At 61.6% G+C, this 13,776-nt stretch carries 13 protein-coding genes; 7 read left to right on the top strand and 6 right to left on the bottom strand.

Features of this window, described 5'->3' with window-relative positions; all coding sequences use genetic code 11:
• The first annotated feature begins 33 nt into the window (after positions 1-33).
• Positions 34-222: a hypothetical protein gene (locus L63ED372_RS03120; protein WP_062403196.1), complete on the top strand. Its 189-nt coding sequence runs from the start codon at positions 34-36 to the stop codon at positions 220-222.
• A 48-nt stretch (positions 223-270) separates the two neighbouring features.
• On the opposite strand, the gene L63ED372_RS03115 is transcribed toward L63ED372_RS03120, so the two are convergent.
• The 3 genes from L63ED372_RS03115 to L63ED372_RS03105 all read right to left on the bottom strand — a co-directional run bounded on the left by L63ED372_RS03115 (position 271) and on the right by L63ED372_RS03105 (position 3,975).
• The gene (locus L63ED372_RS03115) at positions 271-2,031 is read right to left on the bottom strand and encodes an ABC transporter transmembrane domain-containing protein (RefSeq protein ID WP_062403193.1); all 1,761 of its coding nucleotides are present in this window, start codon (positions 2,029-2,031) and stop codon (positions 271-273) included.
• 170 nt (positions 2,032-2,201) lie between these two features.
• Positions 2,202-3,188 (bottom strand): NADPH:quinone reductase, encoded by a 987-nt coding sequence (locus L63ED372_RS03110; protein ID WP_062403190.1) that lies wholly within the window; start codon positions 3,186-3,188, stop codon positions 2,202-2,204.
• A 31-nt stretch (positions 3,189-3,219) separates the two neighbouring features.
• Positions 3,220-3,975 (bottom strand): sulfite exporter TauE/SafE family protein, encoded by a 756-nt coding sequence (locus tag L63ED372_RS03105; protein ID WP_062403187.1) that lies wholly within the window; start codon positions 3,973-3,975, stop codon positions 3,220-3,222.
• A gap of 202 nt (positions 3,976-4,177) precedes the next feature.
• Here L63ED372_RS03105 and L63ED372_RS03100 point away from each other — a divergent pair, with 202 nt between their 5' ends.
• Complete coding sequence (locus L63ED372_RS03100) at positions 4,178-4,552, top strand: DUF2237 family protein (protein ID WP_062403184.1); 375 nt, start codon at positions 4,178-4,180, stop codon at positions 4,550-4,552.
• A gap of 11 nt (positions 4,553-4,563) precedes the next feature.
• On the opposite strand, the gene L63ED372_RS03095 is transcribed toward L63ED372_RS03100, so the two are convergent.
• Positions 4,564-5,058: an RrF2 family transcriptional regulator gene (locus L63ED372_RS03095; RefSeq protein ID WP_062403180.1), complete on the bottom strand. Its 495-nt coding sequence runs from the start codon at positions 5,056-5,058 to the stop codon at positions 4,564-4,566.
• Between the two features lie 129 nt (positions 5,059-5,187).
• Between L63ED372_RS03095 and L63ED372_RS03090 the strand changes: the two genes are divergently transcribed.
• From L63ED372_RS03090 to L63ED372_RS03080, 3 genes are read left to right on the top strand one after another with little or no spacing between them, the layout of a single operon-like run.
• The gene (locus tag L63ED372_RS03090) at positions 5,188-5,751 is read left to right on the top strand and encodes a hypothetical protein (RefSeq protein ID WP_062403177.1); all 564 of its coding nucleotides are present in this window, start codon (positions 5,188-5,190) and stop codon (positions 5,749-5,751) included.
• Positions 5,748-7,346 (top strand): FAD-binding domain-containing protein, encoded by a 1,599-nt coding sequence (locus L63ED372_RS03085; RefSeq protein WP_062403174.1) that lies wholly within the window; start codon positions 5,748-5,750, stop codon positions 7,344-7,346. The genes L63ED372_RS03090 and L63ED372_RS03085 overlap by 4 nt, the downstream gene beginning before the upstream one ends.
• Before the next feature lie 3 nt (positions 7,347-7,349).
• Complete coding sequence (locus L63ED372_RS03080) at positions 7,350-8,672, top strand: DASH family cryptochrome (RefSeq protein ID WP_062403171.1); 1,323 nt, start codon at positions 7,350-7,352, stop codon at positions 8,670-8,672.
• Between the two features lie 12 nt (positions 8,673-8,684).
• Here L63ED372_RS03080 and L63ED372_RS03075 read toward each other — a convergent pair whose 3' ends face one another.
• A complete protein-coding gene (locus L63ED372_RS03075) occupies positions 8,685-9,566 on the bottom strand; it encodes a sterol desaturase family protein (RefSeq protein WP_062403168.1) in 882 nt (293 codons plus the stop codon).
• 275 nt (positions 9,567-9,841) lie between these two features.
• Between L63ED372_RS03075 and L63ED372_RS03070 the strand changes: the two genes are divergently transcribed.
• On the top strand, positions 9,842-10,798 hold the full coding sequence (locus L63ED372_RS03070; protein WP_062403165.1) for a DMT family transporter: 957 nt from the start codon (positions 9,842-9,844) through the stop codon (positions 10,796-10,798).
• Positions 10,799-10,855: 57 nt separating this feature from the next.
• Here L63ED372_RS03070 and L63ED372_RS03065 read toward each other — a convergent pair whose 3' ends face one another.
• Positions 10,856-13,069 (bottom strand): OsmC domain/YcaO domain-containing protein, encoded by a 2,214-nt coding sequence (locus L63ED372_RS03065; RefSeq protein ID WP_062403162.1) that lies wholly within the window; start codon positions 13,067-13,069, stop codon positions 10,856-10,858.
• Between the two features lie 143 nt (positions 13,070-13,212).
• Here L63ED372_RS03065 and L63ED372_RS16480 point away from each other — a divergent pair, with 143 nt between their 5' ends.
• Entirely contained in the window at positions 13,213-13,764 is a 552-nt protein-coding gene (locus L63ED372_RS16480) for a type I restriction-modification system subunit M N-terminal domain-containing protein (RefSeq protein WP_197275313.1), read from the top strand.
• Positions 13,765-13,776 lie beyond the last annotated feature (12 nt).

Raw genomic sequence — 13,776 nt, 5'->3', positions numbered from 1 at the left:
TTATTGACACAGCAACACGCGGGAGGTGAAGCCATGGGCATTTGGTTGGAACTGGGGATTTTTGGCCTGGTGTTTGTGTTTGCCTTTTGGCAAATGCACGATGTGCGCAAGGCGCAAGAACAAACACGCCAGCAGCGGGCACGCGAAAAGGCGGCGCAAGAGGCGATGGATCAGGCAGAGTCTGCCAAGTCGGCAGCAGACAAAACCGACCTGAAATCGTGAGTCACGGGCCTTTGCCAGAGGGTTTTCGGGCGTATGCCCCAGGCGACTTCAGTGGCCGGAGGTGTTGTTGAACTGCAGCGCCGCCAAGCTGGCATACAGCCCGCCTTTGGCTTGCAGCTCGGCGTGGGTGCCCTGCTCCATCAAGCGGCCACGCTCCAGCACCCAGATCACATCGGCGCGTTGCACCGTGGCCAGGCGGTGGGCAATGACCAGCGTGGTGCGACCGACCATGGCTTTGTCCAGCGCGGCCTGAACCATTTTTTCACTCTGTGCATCGAGCGCACTGGTCGCCTCGTCCAGCAGCAGCAGTGGGGCATTTTTCAAGATGGCACGGGCGATGGCGATGCGTTGGCGCTGACCGCCCGACAAACGCACGCCCCGGTCGCCCAAGTAGGTGTCAAACCCCTCGGGCAACTCGCGGATGAACTCTTGCGCATAAGCCGCCTCGGCGGCTGCGTGCACGTCTTCCAGACTGGCGTCGGGCCGACCATAACGGATGTTCTCGATCACGGTGCCCGAGAAAATCACCGGCTCTTGCGGCACGATGGCCATGCGCTCGCGCAGGGCGTGCAGGTCCATTTGCTCAATCGGCACACCATCGAGCACGATGCGGCCCGATTGAGGATCGTGAAAGCGCATGAGCAAATCGAACAAGGTGGTTTTGCCTGCACCACTCGGGCCCACTACGGCCACCGTCTGGCCGGGGTGGATCTGGCCCGTGAGCTGGTCCAGCGCCCAAGTGTCGGGGCGCGAGGGGTAATGAAAGCGCACCGATTCCAGTTGCAAGGAAGAGCCGCCATTCGGCCAGGGTGCTTGCTGCGGTTGGGCTGAGACCTTGAGGTTGGACTCGGTGTGCAGCAACTCCATCAGCCGCTCGGTGGCACCGGCTGCACGCAGCAAGTCGCCATACACCTCGCCCAGCACCGCAAAGGCACTGGCCAGCAAGATCACATAAAACACCGTCTCACCCAACTGGCCCGCTGTGCTGGTGCCCGCCCGCACGGCCAGCGTGCCCATGTAAAGACCCCAAAGCAAAACCGCACTCGACGCCATGATGATGAAACCCACCAACACCGCGCGGGCGCGGATGCGGCCCAACGCCGAACTCAAAGCTCGCAAGGTGGAGTCGATGAAACGCCGGGTTTCGCGGCCCTCGGCGGTGTAGCTTTGCACCACACTGATGGCGTTGAGCACCTCAGAGGCGATGGCGCTCGAATCGGCCACGCGGTCCTGGTTGGTGCGCGAGAGGCGGCGCACGCGGCGGCCCAAATAGACGCTTGGAAAAATCACCGCCACCAGCACCGCCACCACCTGCAGCATCAGCACCGGGTTGGTCCACACCAGCATCAGCAGTGCCCCCGAGCCCATGACGAGGTTGCGCAGACCCATAGAAAACGACGAGCCAACCACAGTCTGCACCAGCGTGGTGTCGTTGGTGAGGCGCGAGAGCACTTCGCCCGACTGCGTGGTTTCAAAAAAGGCCGGGCTTTGTTGCAGCACATGGCCATACACCGCGTTACGCAGGTCGGCGGTGATGCGCTCACCCAGCCAGCTCACGGTGTAGTAGCGCCCCGCAGAAAACACCGCCAAGGCTGCCGCCACACCAAACAGCTGCAAGAAGTTGCCCGACAACTGATCGGCCGGTGCGCCACTGGCCAGGCCTTGGTCAATCAGCTGGCGCAAGACCCACGGGAAAGCCAGCGTGGTGCCCGCGGCCAGCAAAAGGAACAAGGCCGCCACACCCAAGGCCACACGGTAGGGCTTGAAAAAAGGGGCCAAGCCCGAAAGCGATTTGGGAGATGCAGCCATGAACGATCAAAAAACCAAAACAAAACAAGGAGTCACACAAGCCCGTCAAGCATAACGTCAAACCGGTGGTGGCCCTGGCGGTCTGTGCCGCCGGGGTTTGTGGCCCAGCCTGCAGGCCGTGTAAAGTACGCCACCGCAGCCTGTACAACCACAGCGGCGCCATCGCCAGCTCAGAGCTCGATCACCACATTGCCCACGGTCTGCCCGGCTTCCACCGTGCGGTGGGCCTGTGCTACTTGGTCCAGCGTGTAGCGTGCCCCAATGCTGTGCTGCAACTGCCCAGCGGCCAGCATGCCCGACAAACGCGCCACAGCGGTCTGGCGGTCAGCGGGTGTCAGGTCGTAGACCAAAAAGAACTTCACGCCCATGGACTGGTACAGCCAGGGCCGAAACGGCAGGGGCACTTCCAGCGCATTGGAGCCGTAACACACCACCTGGCCGTGCGGGGCCAAAGCGCCTTCCGAGGCCCAGCCCGCGGTGGTCGAGAAATCCATGTCGATGATCACATCCGCTCCGCGCCCTTGCGTGAGCGCCTTGACGCGCTGGGGCACCGATTCGGTTTTGTAAAAGACAGCGTCTTGCATGCCTGCCGCTTGGGCGTGCGCGGCTTTGGCCTCAGAGCCCACAGTGCCGATCACCCGGCCCCCGGCCTGGGTCACCATTTGCGTGATGTAGTGGCCCACGGCCGACGAAGCCCCGGTGACCAAGACGTTTTGACCGCGCAAATCACCCCCCAAGCGTTCGGCGAGGATGACCGCCTGCACGGCCGTCAACCCCGGAATGCCCATGCAGGCACCGGCTGCAAAATCGGTCCCCTCGGGCAGCGTCACGGCCTGCGCGGCGGCTAAGGCGATGAACTGGGCGCAGGTGCCCATGGGTCGCTGCCACTGCCCGTTACACACCCAGACCCGCTCACCCAAGCGCGAAACAGGCACGCCATCGCCCACGGCTTCGATCACGCCCGCACCGTCACTGTGCGGCACGACCAAAGGGTCTGACAGGGGCCGGGCTCGCCGCGACTTGACGTCGGAGGGGTTCACACCCGAGGTGGCCAGGCGCACCAGCACCTCACCAGGCTGGGGGCTGAGTGTGGGCAAGTCACCCACCTCCATCACGTCTTGGGCTTCGCCGTTGCGGCTGTACCAGGCTGCTTTCATGAGAGGTCTCCTTGGATTGTCAAAAGTCCGTTCAGCGCACACCGTCCCACAAGAGCTTGCACCCGGTGAGGAACATGCCCAAACGGATCAGGCGGTAAAACAAATCGGGCCGAATGCGGCGGGCCAAACGCACCCCCATCCAAACCCCAATGGGAGCCAACGGCAACAGCACCAAAGAAGTGGCCAGGTTGCGCCAATCGAGCAAGCCCAACCAAGCGTAAGGCAGCCATTTGGCCATGTTGATGAAGAAAAACAAATACGCCAGCGTACCCGTGAACAGAATGGGCTTGAGCCTCAGGCGCATCACATAAGCGTTGACCGGGGGGCCGCCCGCGTGTGCGATGAAACTGGTGAAACCCGAAGTGATGAGCAGCAAACCACCCAACCAGCGCGGCGGCGGTGGGCCATGGGGGTCGGGCTTAAAAAGCATTTGCTGCGCCAGAAACAGCAAGGTGAAAGCCCCAACGATGGCCGCCACCAGCTGCGCATCCAGCAGCTTGAACAACAAAGCCCCCAAAACAATGCCCACCATGGCAAAAGGCACCATGAAACGCAGCAGGGCCTTGTCCACGTCGTTGCGAAAGGCCGCCATGCCCAGCAGGTCCATCACCAGCAAAACGGGCATCAAAATCGCGGCGGCTTGTGGCACGGTGACGGCCAAGGCCATCATCGGCACCGCCAATGAGCCGAACCCTGCACCAAAGCCGCTCTTACTCAAACCCAGCAGCAGCACCGCCGGTACGGCAATCACGTAAAAAAAGGGGTCGGTGATGAGCGGGAAATTCATGGACAGGCGGTGTGTCGGACCATCTTAACGGCCTACAGTGCCGCGCCCTGTCGCGCAGTTTGACGGCCGATGGCCCGAATGCCATGTCGGGCCCCGGGATTGAAAGACCCTGCACCCTGTGAAGCCTTTAGCCTGCGTGACAGGCGTCTGGCAGTGACGCACACACAATACGCGTCCCATCATCTCTTGCTCTTGGACACCCATGACTCGCTCCGGTTTGAACGTTCTCGGTGGCGAATTGATCCCCTGCTCTTACGACCCGCTCACGGGTTTTTTCAGGGACGGCTGCTGCAACACCAGCGATGAAGACGCAGGCACCCATGTGATCTGCGCCAAAGTCACGCAGGCTTTTCTGGATTTTTCACTCTCACGGGGCAACGACCTGGTCACGCCCAGACCCGAGCACCGCTTTGCGGGCCTGAAGGCGGGTGACCGTTGGTGCCTGTGTGCGCTGCGCTGGCTCGAAGCCTTTCAGGCCGGGGTGGCCCCGCATGTGGTGCTGGAGAGCACGCACCAGAAAGCCCTGGCTTATGTGACCTTGGAACAATTGCGCGAGTTCGCCTGGGCCCCGCACTGAGGGCCCCAGGTTCACATCATCATGCTGAGCTGAAACACCGAGTTCGGGGCGCGTGGCATGACCGGTGGCGGCAAGGGCTTGAGGCGGAACTGACCCAACATGGAAGAGACGCGGGCATCGCGTGGCATGAAGGGCACGGCCACATCGGACAGGGTTTGCGCTTGCAACAAAGATTGCATGTTGCTCTGGATGTCGCTCTCCAGCGCCTTCATGGGGTGATCGCCTTCGGGGTAGAGCGCGTCAAAGCTGTGCATTTCTTCGAAATGCTGCACCACATCCCACAAGCTGATGTCTTCGGGATTGCCTCGCATCTGGTAGCCGCCGCCCGGCCCGCGGTGCGCACGGATCAGGCCCGCCTCGCGAAGCTCTTTCAGGATGGATTCGGTGTACGAAGACGACAGGTTCAGACCGTGGGCGATCTCTTCGGTGGTCACGGGCTTGACCACCGCACGCGAAGTGATGAACACAGCGATGTCAAGGGCTTTGACGGTTTTCTTCTGGATCATGGCGTTCTCCGTTAACGATGGGATATTCTATGACCATGCAGTCACAAAACAACCTTTAATTTTCAAAATATCCGGAAATTCGTGGATCATGGCTGAAATAGCAACCAAAAATACGCAAGGCCAAGCCGTATGAAACGCCATGTGGCCGCCTTCGTCGTGGTACTGACGTCCTTGTTGGTGATCGACAGCCATGTTGATTGGGTGCGACTGGACGGTCGACAGCTCCTGGAAATCAACGGCCAGCGGTGGGACCTGCGCGGCTGGACGGCGGAGCGGCTGCGCCTGGTGCGCCGAGATTGCGCGCCCGTCACCACTTGGCCCGCCGACAGCCCCACCACCCGTGCCGTGCTGAGCGTGGTCCAGCAGCACAGCCTGCCTGACTCCCTGAGTGCCCGTTGGTTGCAGTTGTTGCAATCGGGCGACTGGGGCGTGGCCGAGGTTGACTTTGACACCCTCAAGCCCGCTCTGGTGGTCTTGCGCTTGCAGGGTGGGCATTGGCGCGTGCAGGACCAGGCGGTCTGGAGCGGCTCCACCGCCCCTTGGCACAGCGGCGACTTTGTGCGCCGCTACCTGCGCCAGCAAGCGCCTGATTTGCCACAGGCCTTGCTCGATTGCATCTCGGTGGACCCGGCGCGTTATGGCGCCGGGCCTGGCGGACTGGGCCCAGTTCCACCCTCCGAGGGCAGGCCATGACTTACCGCGTGGTTTGGTTCAAACGCGACTTGCGACTGCAGGACCATGCCGCACTGGCGCACGCCTCTGCCCAAGGGCCGGTGCTGTGCCTCTACATCGTTGAGCCCGGGCTGTGGCAGCAGCCCGATGCGGCCCTGCAGCACTTTGAATTCGTGCGCGAATCCCTGTTGGAACTGCACGAGGCACTGCGGGTTTCGGGCGGCAGTTTACAAGTGCGCACAGGCGATGCGGTGCAGGTTTTGGCCGCCTTGCATGCACAAGCGCCCTTTGCCGAATTGGTGGCCCACGAAGAAACCGGCAACGCCTTCACCTACGAGCGCGACCTGCAAGTGGGCGCTTGGTGCCGCAGCGCCGGGGTGGGCTGGACAGAGTGGGCGCAGTTTGGGGTGGTGCGCCGCCTCAAAAGCCGCAACACCTGGCAAGCCCGCTGGGAGGCTCACATGGCCGCGCCCCAAGCAGTCTTGCCCGAGCTGCATTTTTTTCAGCCCCACACCGATGCTGGCCCCGAGGCCATGACACCGCCCCCCGGTCTGCAGCACAACCCCGCCCAGCGCCAGCGCGGTGGGCGTCGCTTGGCGCTGGACACCTTGCACAGCTTTCTGGATGCGCGGGCGCTGGGTTACCGGGGCGGCATCTCCTCCCCCTTGTCCGCGCCCACCGCGTGTTCGCGCCTGTCAGCCTACCTGGCCTATGGTTGCATCAGCATGCGCGAGGTGGTGCAAGCCACCCGCGCTGCGCTCGATGCTTTGCCCCCACAAGCGGGCAGGCACAAGGCCGGGCTCATTGGTTTCATCAGCCGCTTGTACTGGCATTGCCACTTCATCCAAAAGCTCGAAAGCGAGCCCGAGATCGAGTGGCGCAACATGCACCGGGGTTACGACGGCCTGCGCGAAGACGGCTGGAACGACGCTCACTTTGCGGCCCTGACTTCGGCCCGTACCGGCTGGCCCATGGTGGACGCTTGTGTGGTCATGCTGCACGAAACCGGGTGGCTGAACTTTCGCATGCGGGCCATGCTGGTGTCGGTGGCGGCTTATCCGCTCTGGCTGGACTGGCGGCCCGTGGGCCACTGGCTGGCCACCCAGTTTTTGGACTACGAACCGGGCATCCACTGGAGCCAGCTGCAAATGCAGTCGGGCACCACCGGCATCAACACCACGCGGGTGTACAACCCCATCAAACAAGCCCAAGACCACGACCCCAAAGGCATCTTTGTGCGCCGCTGGCTGCCCCACATGCGCCGCGTGCCCGATACCTGGCTGTTCGAGCCCTGGCTCATGCCGCCCGAAGTGCAGCGCCACTGCGGCCTGACGGTGGGCAATGGGCCAGACGATGACATTCCTCTGCCCGTGGTGGATTTGGCCGAAGCGACGCGCACATCCAAAGCCGCGCTGCACGAGCGCCGGGCCGAACCCGGTGTGAAGGCAGGCAAAAAAGCCATCGTCGAGAAACACGCTTCGCGCAAACACGGCAGCGGCCAGCAACGTGACGTCTTCACCCGCGACAGCGACACCCCCAAGACCCGCCGCCGAAAGTCTGGCCAGTCATCACCCGCCAACACCCCACCCAGCAAGCAGCTGGGCTTTGACTTTTAAACCATGCGCACCACCCTTTTCTGGTTCCGAAACGATTTGCGGCTGCACGACCAACGCGCCCTTCAGCAAGCCATCGCCCACGCCCAAACGCACCAGCAAGCCCTGCTGCTGGTCTATGTGCACGAACCTGCGCAAGACGAAGACACGGCCTGGGGCTTTGGCCGCATGGGTGTGCACCGCAGGCGCTTTGTGGCCGACACCTTGCAAGACCTGCAAGCCTCGTTGCAGGCCCTGGGCCAGCAACTGGTCTTGCTGCACGGCCCCCTGGCCGAGGTGTTGACCGCCTGCGCCCGCCAGGTAGGTGCCGACACCGTGTTTTGCGAAGACATCGCTGCCCCCGAAGAAGAAGCGCAGGTGCAGGCCCTGATCAACGCCCGCCTCAAGGTGAAAACCCTGTGGCAGTCCAGCCTGATCGAGCCTGACACACTGCCCTTTGCGGCCGAAGACATGCCACAGGTCTTCACCGAGTTTCGCCAACGCATCGAATCGGCACGGCTCCAACCACTGGCACCGCTGCCCGCGCCCACCCAGCTGCCTGCTCCGCCCAATGAGCCACTGAGCACCTTGCCCGGATGGACACAAGACCCTTTCACACTGCTGCAAGCGCACACCGAGGGCGATGCGCATTTGCGGTCCAACTTCCCGTACACCCAAGCTGCATACCGGGGTGGCGAGGCCAGCGCTTTGGCCCACCTGAAAAACTACCTCACACCGCCTTGGCCCGACCGCTACAAACAAACCCGCAACGCCCTGCAAGGCGAGCACACCAGCAGCCACTGGTCGCCCTGGCTGGCCACGGGCGCGGTGTCGGCCCGGCGCATTTGGGCTGAGCTGCAGGCCTACGAACAACAACACAGCAGCAACGACGGCACCTATTGGCTGTGGTTTGAACTGCTGTGGCGCGACAACTTCCGCATGCTGCACCTGCAACACGGCCCGCAGCTTTATGCCGCGCGGGGTTTGTCCAACTTGCCCAGACCCTCACACTTTCCCAAAGACTTTGCACGCTGGTGCAGCGGCCAGACCGGCGAGCCCATCGTCGACGCGGGCATGCGCGAGTTGGCCGCCACAGGCTTCACCTCCAACCGCATGCGCCAGATCGTGGCCAGCTTTTTGGTGCACGACCTGTCGTGCGACTGGCGGGCGGGTGCGGCTTGGTTCGAGTCACAGCTGGTGGACTTTGACGTGTGCAGCAACCAAGGCAACTGGTTGTATGTGAGCGGCCGAGGCACCGACCCGCGTGTGGGTCGGCGCTTCAACCCCACCAAACAAACCCAAGACCACGACGCGCAGGGGCGCTATCGGAACGCTTGGCTGGCCCAGTAATCTCAACAGAGCTCAGGGCTTCAAGGGGGTTTCGGGCCCCTCGAAAATCGATCCGCCCAAACGCAATGCGGAATGTTCACGCCTGGACTGCAACACCGGGTAGAGCATCTGGTGGTACCAACGCTCTTGCCCAAACAACTGGTCGTCGATCAGTCCCACGCGCTGCGGGTATTGGCGGGTGATGTGGGCGCTGCCAAAAATGATGTCCCACAAAAACAGCAAGTTGCCAAAGTTACCTTTGTAATGACCCACACCGTCTTCATTGGTGATGGCGTGGTGTGCCCAATGCGTGGCCGGGGTCGAAATGGTGCGCTCCAACACCCACATGAGGGGATGCAGGGCCCGCACCCGGTACAGCGGTTCGTCCCAACGCCAAGCGCAATGCGCCCCCAAAATGACCAGCAACTTCACCACGATGTACAGCGCATAGACCATGCCGCCAAAACCCAAATACAACAAAGCACCTGCAGCCCACAAGCCCGGCATCATCAGGTAATAGAAAAAGTTGTTGCGGAACGTCACGCGGATGCTCATGTACTCGGCCGAGTGGTGAGCCCGGTGCAACGGCCACAACAGAGGCGAATGCGACAAACGGTGCCACCAATACTGCGTCATGTCATCGGCCAACAACAAAACGCCCACCATGCCCCACCAAGGCCAATCGGCCAAAGCGTTTTTGTAATCAGGAAACCAAGCATGACCCAACTTGGACGTGACAAAAATCGCCAAGGGCTGGGTGACGGCCAGCACACTCAGGAACATGAACAACTCCAGCTTGGTGTCGTTGCCCGTTGCGGTCACCGTGTTTTGATAGCGCCGACTGACATATTCCATCGTTGCAAAACCCAAGATGGTGCACAGCACCAAAATGTTTTGCCATTGCGTTGCGGTCATTCCCTGTCTCCATTTTTTTCAAATGCTCCATACCCAGCATTTCACGCAGGGGCCTCACCGACGATAACCACAGCCACCGGCCTCAACCATTGGTGTAATCCCCTTGTTGATGGGCCACACGGGTCCACCATGGGGTGGTTCTTGTCTTGGAGGCGACCATCTCCAAAACAAAGGACCCACAAGTGCCTGGGCAGGGACTGACCAGGTCGGATAATCCCAGCCATGATGAAACACCACCGACTGTTGGATGCGCCCCCCATCCAGAGACACCGCCCATGCTGAGTGGCATCCTGTTTTCCTTGGCCGCTGGACTCATGTGGGGCTTGGTGTTTGTCGGACCACTCATGCTGCCCGACTACCCCGCCGCCCTGCACACCTTTGGCCGGTATCTGGCCTTTGGCCTGATCGCGCTGCCCTTGGCTTTTGTCGACCGCGCCGAGATCCGGCGTCTGACACCCAGCGACTGGTTGGCCGCCCTCCAACTGGCGGCCATTGGCAACGTCTTGTATTACCTGTTTTTGGCCAGCGCCATCCAGCGTGCGGGCGGCGCCCTGCCCACCATGATCATCGGCACGCTGCCGGTGGTGATTGCCGTTGCGGCCAACCTGCTCAACCACCAGCGGGACGGGCGTTTTCCTTGGCTCAAGCTGGCGCCCCCTTTGGCCCTCATCTTGTTGGGCATCGCCTGCGTCAACCATGTGGAATGGACCGCATTGGTGCAAAACCCAGCTGCAGACACCCTGCGCTACATCACCGGAGCTGCTCTGGCCGTGGGTGCAGTGGTCTGCTGGACCTGGTACCCGCTCAAAAACGCCGACTGGCTGCGTGGCCACCCGGACCGCAACCCGCGCGTCTGGGCCACGGCACAAGGCATGGCCACCTTGCCGCTGGCCTTGCTGGGCTATGCGGCCTATTGGCTCTGGGCCCTCGCCACCAACGACCCCATGCCCATGCCACTGGGCCCACGCCCGCTCGAATTCATCGGCCTCATGATGGCCATTGGCCTGTTCGCCTCGTGGTTGGGCACCCTGTGCTGGAACGCCGCCAGCCAACGCTTGCCCACCGCCTTGGCAGGGCAGCTCATCGTGTTTGAAACCCTGGCGGCGCTCAGCTACGCCTTTTGGCTGCGCGGCCAATGGCCAGAACCCCTCACGCTGGCAGGCATTGCGCTGCTGGTGGCGGGGGTGATTGGCGGCGTCAGGGTGAAAGCAGAGACTGCAGAAACTGACTAGGGCGACAAGCGCCAAGCCTGCTTCACCCGCCTGTTGCCAAGGTGGGCAGTTGGGGCATCAAGCTGAACTGCCCTGCTTGGCTGAAGCACGCGATCGCGCCGTGTGCAGCTTTTTGTAGCTGTCGAGCAAGCGCTGGTGCCGCTCCAGGCCCTCCAGCTGCAAGCTGGTGGGCGTGAGGCCATAAAAACGCACGCTGCCGTCCACCGAGCCGATGGCTGCATCCATGCGCTCTTGGCCGAACATGCGGCGGAAATTCACCTCGTAGTCTTCTAGGGCCAAGTCCTCGCCCAGCGTGACTTCCAACACCACGTTCAAGGCTTGGTAAAACAAGCGGCGCTCTACGGTGTTGTCGTTGTATTGCAGGAAAGCGCCCACCAGTTCGTGGGCTTCTTCCAGCTGCTGCAAAGCCAGGTGGATCAAGAGCTTGAGCTCCATCACCGTGAGCTGGCCCCACACCGTGTTGTCGTCGAACTCGATGCCGATCAGGGTAGCGACGTCGAGGTAGTCGTCCAGTTCGTTGTTCTCCAACCGGTCGAGCAATGCCTCCAAAGCCTCATCGTCCAGGCGGTGCAGGTTGAGTACATCGGCGCGGAACAACAGCGCTTTGTTGGTGTTGTCCCAAATCAGGTCGTCGACCGGGTAGACCTCGGAATAACCGGGGACCAAGATGCGACAAGCGGTGGCGCCGAGTTGGTCGTGCACCGTCACATAAGCCTCTTTGCCCATGGCCTGCAAGATGCCGAACAGCGTGGCAGCCTCTTGGGCGGTGGCGTCTTCGCCCTGCCCAGCAAAGTCCCACTCCACAAACTCGTGGTCGGCCTGGGCGCTGAAAAACCGCCATGACACGATGCCGCTGGAGTCAATGAAGTGCTCCACAAAGTTGTTGGGCTCGGTCACGGCGTTGCTGATGAACGTGGGCGCGGGCAAGTCATTCAGGCCCTCAAAACTGCGGCCCTGCAGCAACTCGGTCAGGCTGCGCTCCAGCGCCACTTCCAATCGCGGATGTGCACCAAACGACGCAAACACACCGCCCGTGCGCGGGTTCATCAGGGTCACACACATCACCGGGTACACACCACCCAGCGACGCGTCTTTGACCAAGACCGGGAAGCCCTGCGCTTCCAAGGCCTCGATGCCGGCCACGATGCCGGGGTACTTGGCGAGCACATCCTTCGGCACATCGGGCAAGGCCATTTCGCCTTCCAGGATCTCGCGCTTGACGGCCCGCTCAAAAATCTCCGACAGGCACTGCACCTGCGCTTCGACCAGCGTGTTGCCCGCGCTCATGCCGTTGCTCACGAACAGGTTTTCCACCAGGTTCGACGGGAAGTACACCACCTCACCATCGGACTGGCGCACATAGGGCAACGCACAAATGCCACGCGCGGTGTTGCCGGAGTTGGTGTCGAACAGGTGCGAGGCCTTGAGCTCACCATCGGGGTTGTAAATGGCCAAGCAGTGTTCGTCCAACAAGCCTTTGGGCAGCGCGTCGCGCTTGCCCTGCGGGAACCAGCGCTCGCGGGGGTCGTGCACGAAGTCGGCTTGCGCCAGGTCTTCGCCAAAAAACACGCCCGCGTAAAAATGGTTGTTGTTCAGCCGCTCGATGTATTCGCCCAGCGCCGAGGCCAAGGCGCTCTCTTTGCTCGAACCCTTGCCGTTGGTGAAGCACATGGGCGAATGTGCGTCGCGGATGTGCAGCGACCACACATTGGGCACCAGGTTGCGCCAAGACGCGATCTCGATCTTGATGCCCAAGTTCGCCAACACCGCTGTCATGTTGGCGATGGTCTGCTCCAACGGCAAGTCTTTGCCCGCAATGCGGGTCTGCGCCAGCGCATCGGGGTTCAGAGAAAGCAAGGCCTGCGCGTCGGCGTCCAGGTTGTCCACCGCTTCGACGATGAAGGTAGGACCCGCTTGAATCGCCTTTTTGACCGTGCAGCGGTCGATGGACCGCAAAATGCCGAGCCGGTCTTTGTCGGACATGTCGGCTGGCAACTCCACCTGGATCTTGATGGTCTGCAGGTAGCGGTTGTCGGGGTCCACGATGTTGTTTTGCGACAGGCGAATGTGCTCGGTGGAGATGCCGCGCGTCTCGCAATACAGCTTCACAAAATACGCCGCGCACAAAGCCGAGGACGCCAAAAAATAATCAAACGGCCCCGGCGCCGAGCCATCGCCCTTGTAACGAATGGGCTGATCGGCCAGCACGGTGAAGTCGTCAAACTTGGCCTCCAGGCGCAGTTTGTCGAGAAAATTGACTTTGATTTCCATGCGGTGATCCCTGGGAATGGCGGCACCCCAGCAGCTGGGGATGTGAAAAATGGTGTGTAGTGTGCCTGAGCGGGGCACCTCAGCGGTTATCGCAGTGATTTGCGTCGGATTTGCAAACTACTCACCCCCTAAAATGCAAACCTATGTTCGAACAAACCTTTAAAAATATCGATGACATCCTGCACAAAGACGCGGGGTGCACCAGCGAGCTGGACTACACCGAACAATCCTCCTGGCTGCTGTTTTTAAAGTACCTCGACGCCCTCGAAGCCGACAAAGCCACCGAGGCAGTACTGGAGGGGCGTGACTACCAATTCATCTTGAGCGAGCCCTACCGCTGGGCCGCATGGGCTGCCCCCAAAGGAGCGGACGGCAAGAGCGACCACAACGCCGCCATGACGGGCGACGACCTCAAAGGGTTTGTCAACGGCAAACTGTTTCCGTATCTGGCGGGCTTCAAGCAACGCGCCAGCGGGCCGCAGACCATCGAATACAAAATCGGTGAAGTCTTTGGCGAGATCACCAACAAAATCCAGAGCGGCTACAACCTGCGCGACGTGATCGACCGCATCGACGAGCTGCGCTTTGGCAGCCAGGCGCAAAAGCACGAGCTGTCGCACCTGTACGAAGCCAAGATCAAAAACATGGGCAACGCCGGGCGCAACGGCGGCGAGTCTACACACCCCGCCCACTGATCCGCGCCATGA

This window comes from Limnohabitans sp. 63ED37-2 (genome assembly GCF_001412535.1).
In the GTDB taxonomy this organism is placed as follows: domain Bacteria; phylum Pseudomonadota; class Gammaproteobacteria; order Burkholderiales; family Burkholderiaceae_C; genus Limnohabitans_A.
Note: the sequence above shows the minus strand (reverse complement) of the source record. Positions and strands in the feature narration are given on the sequence as shown.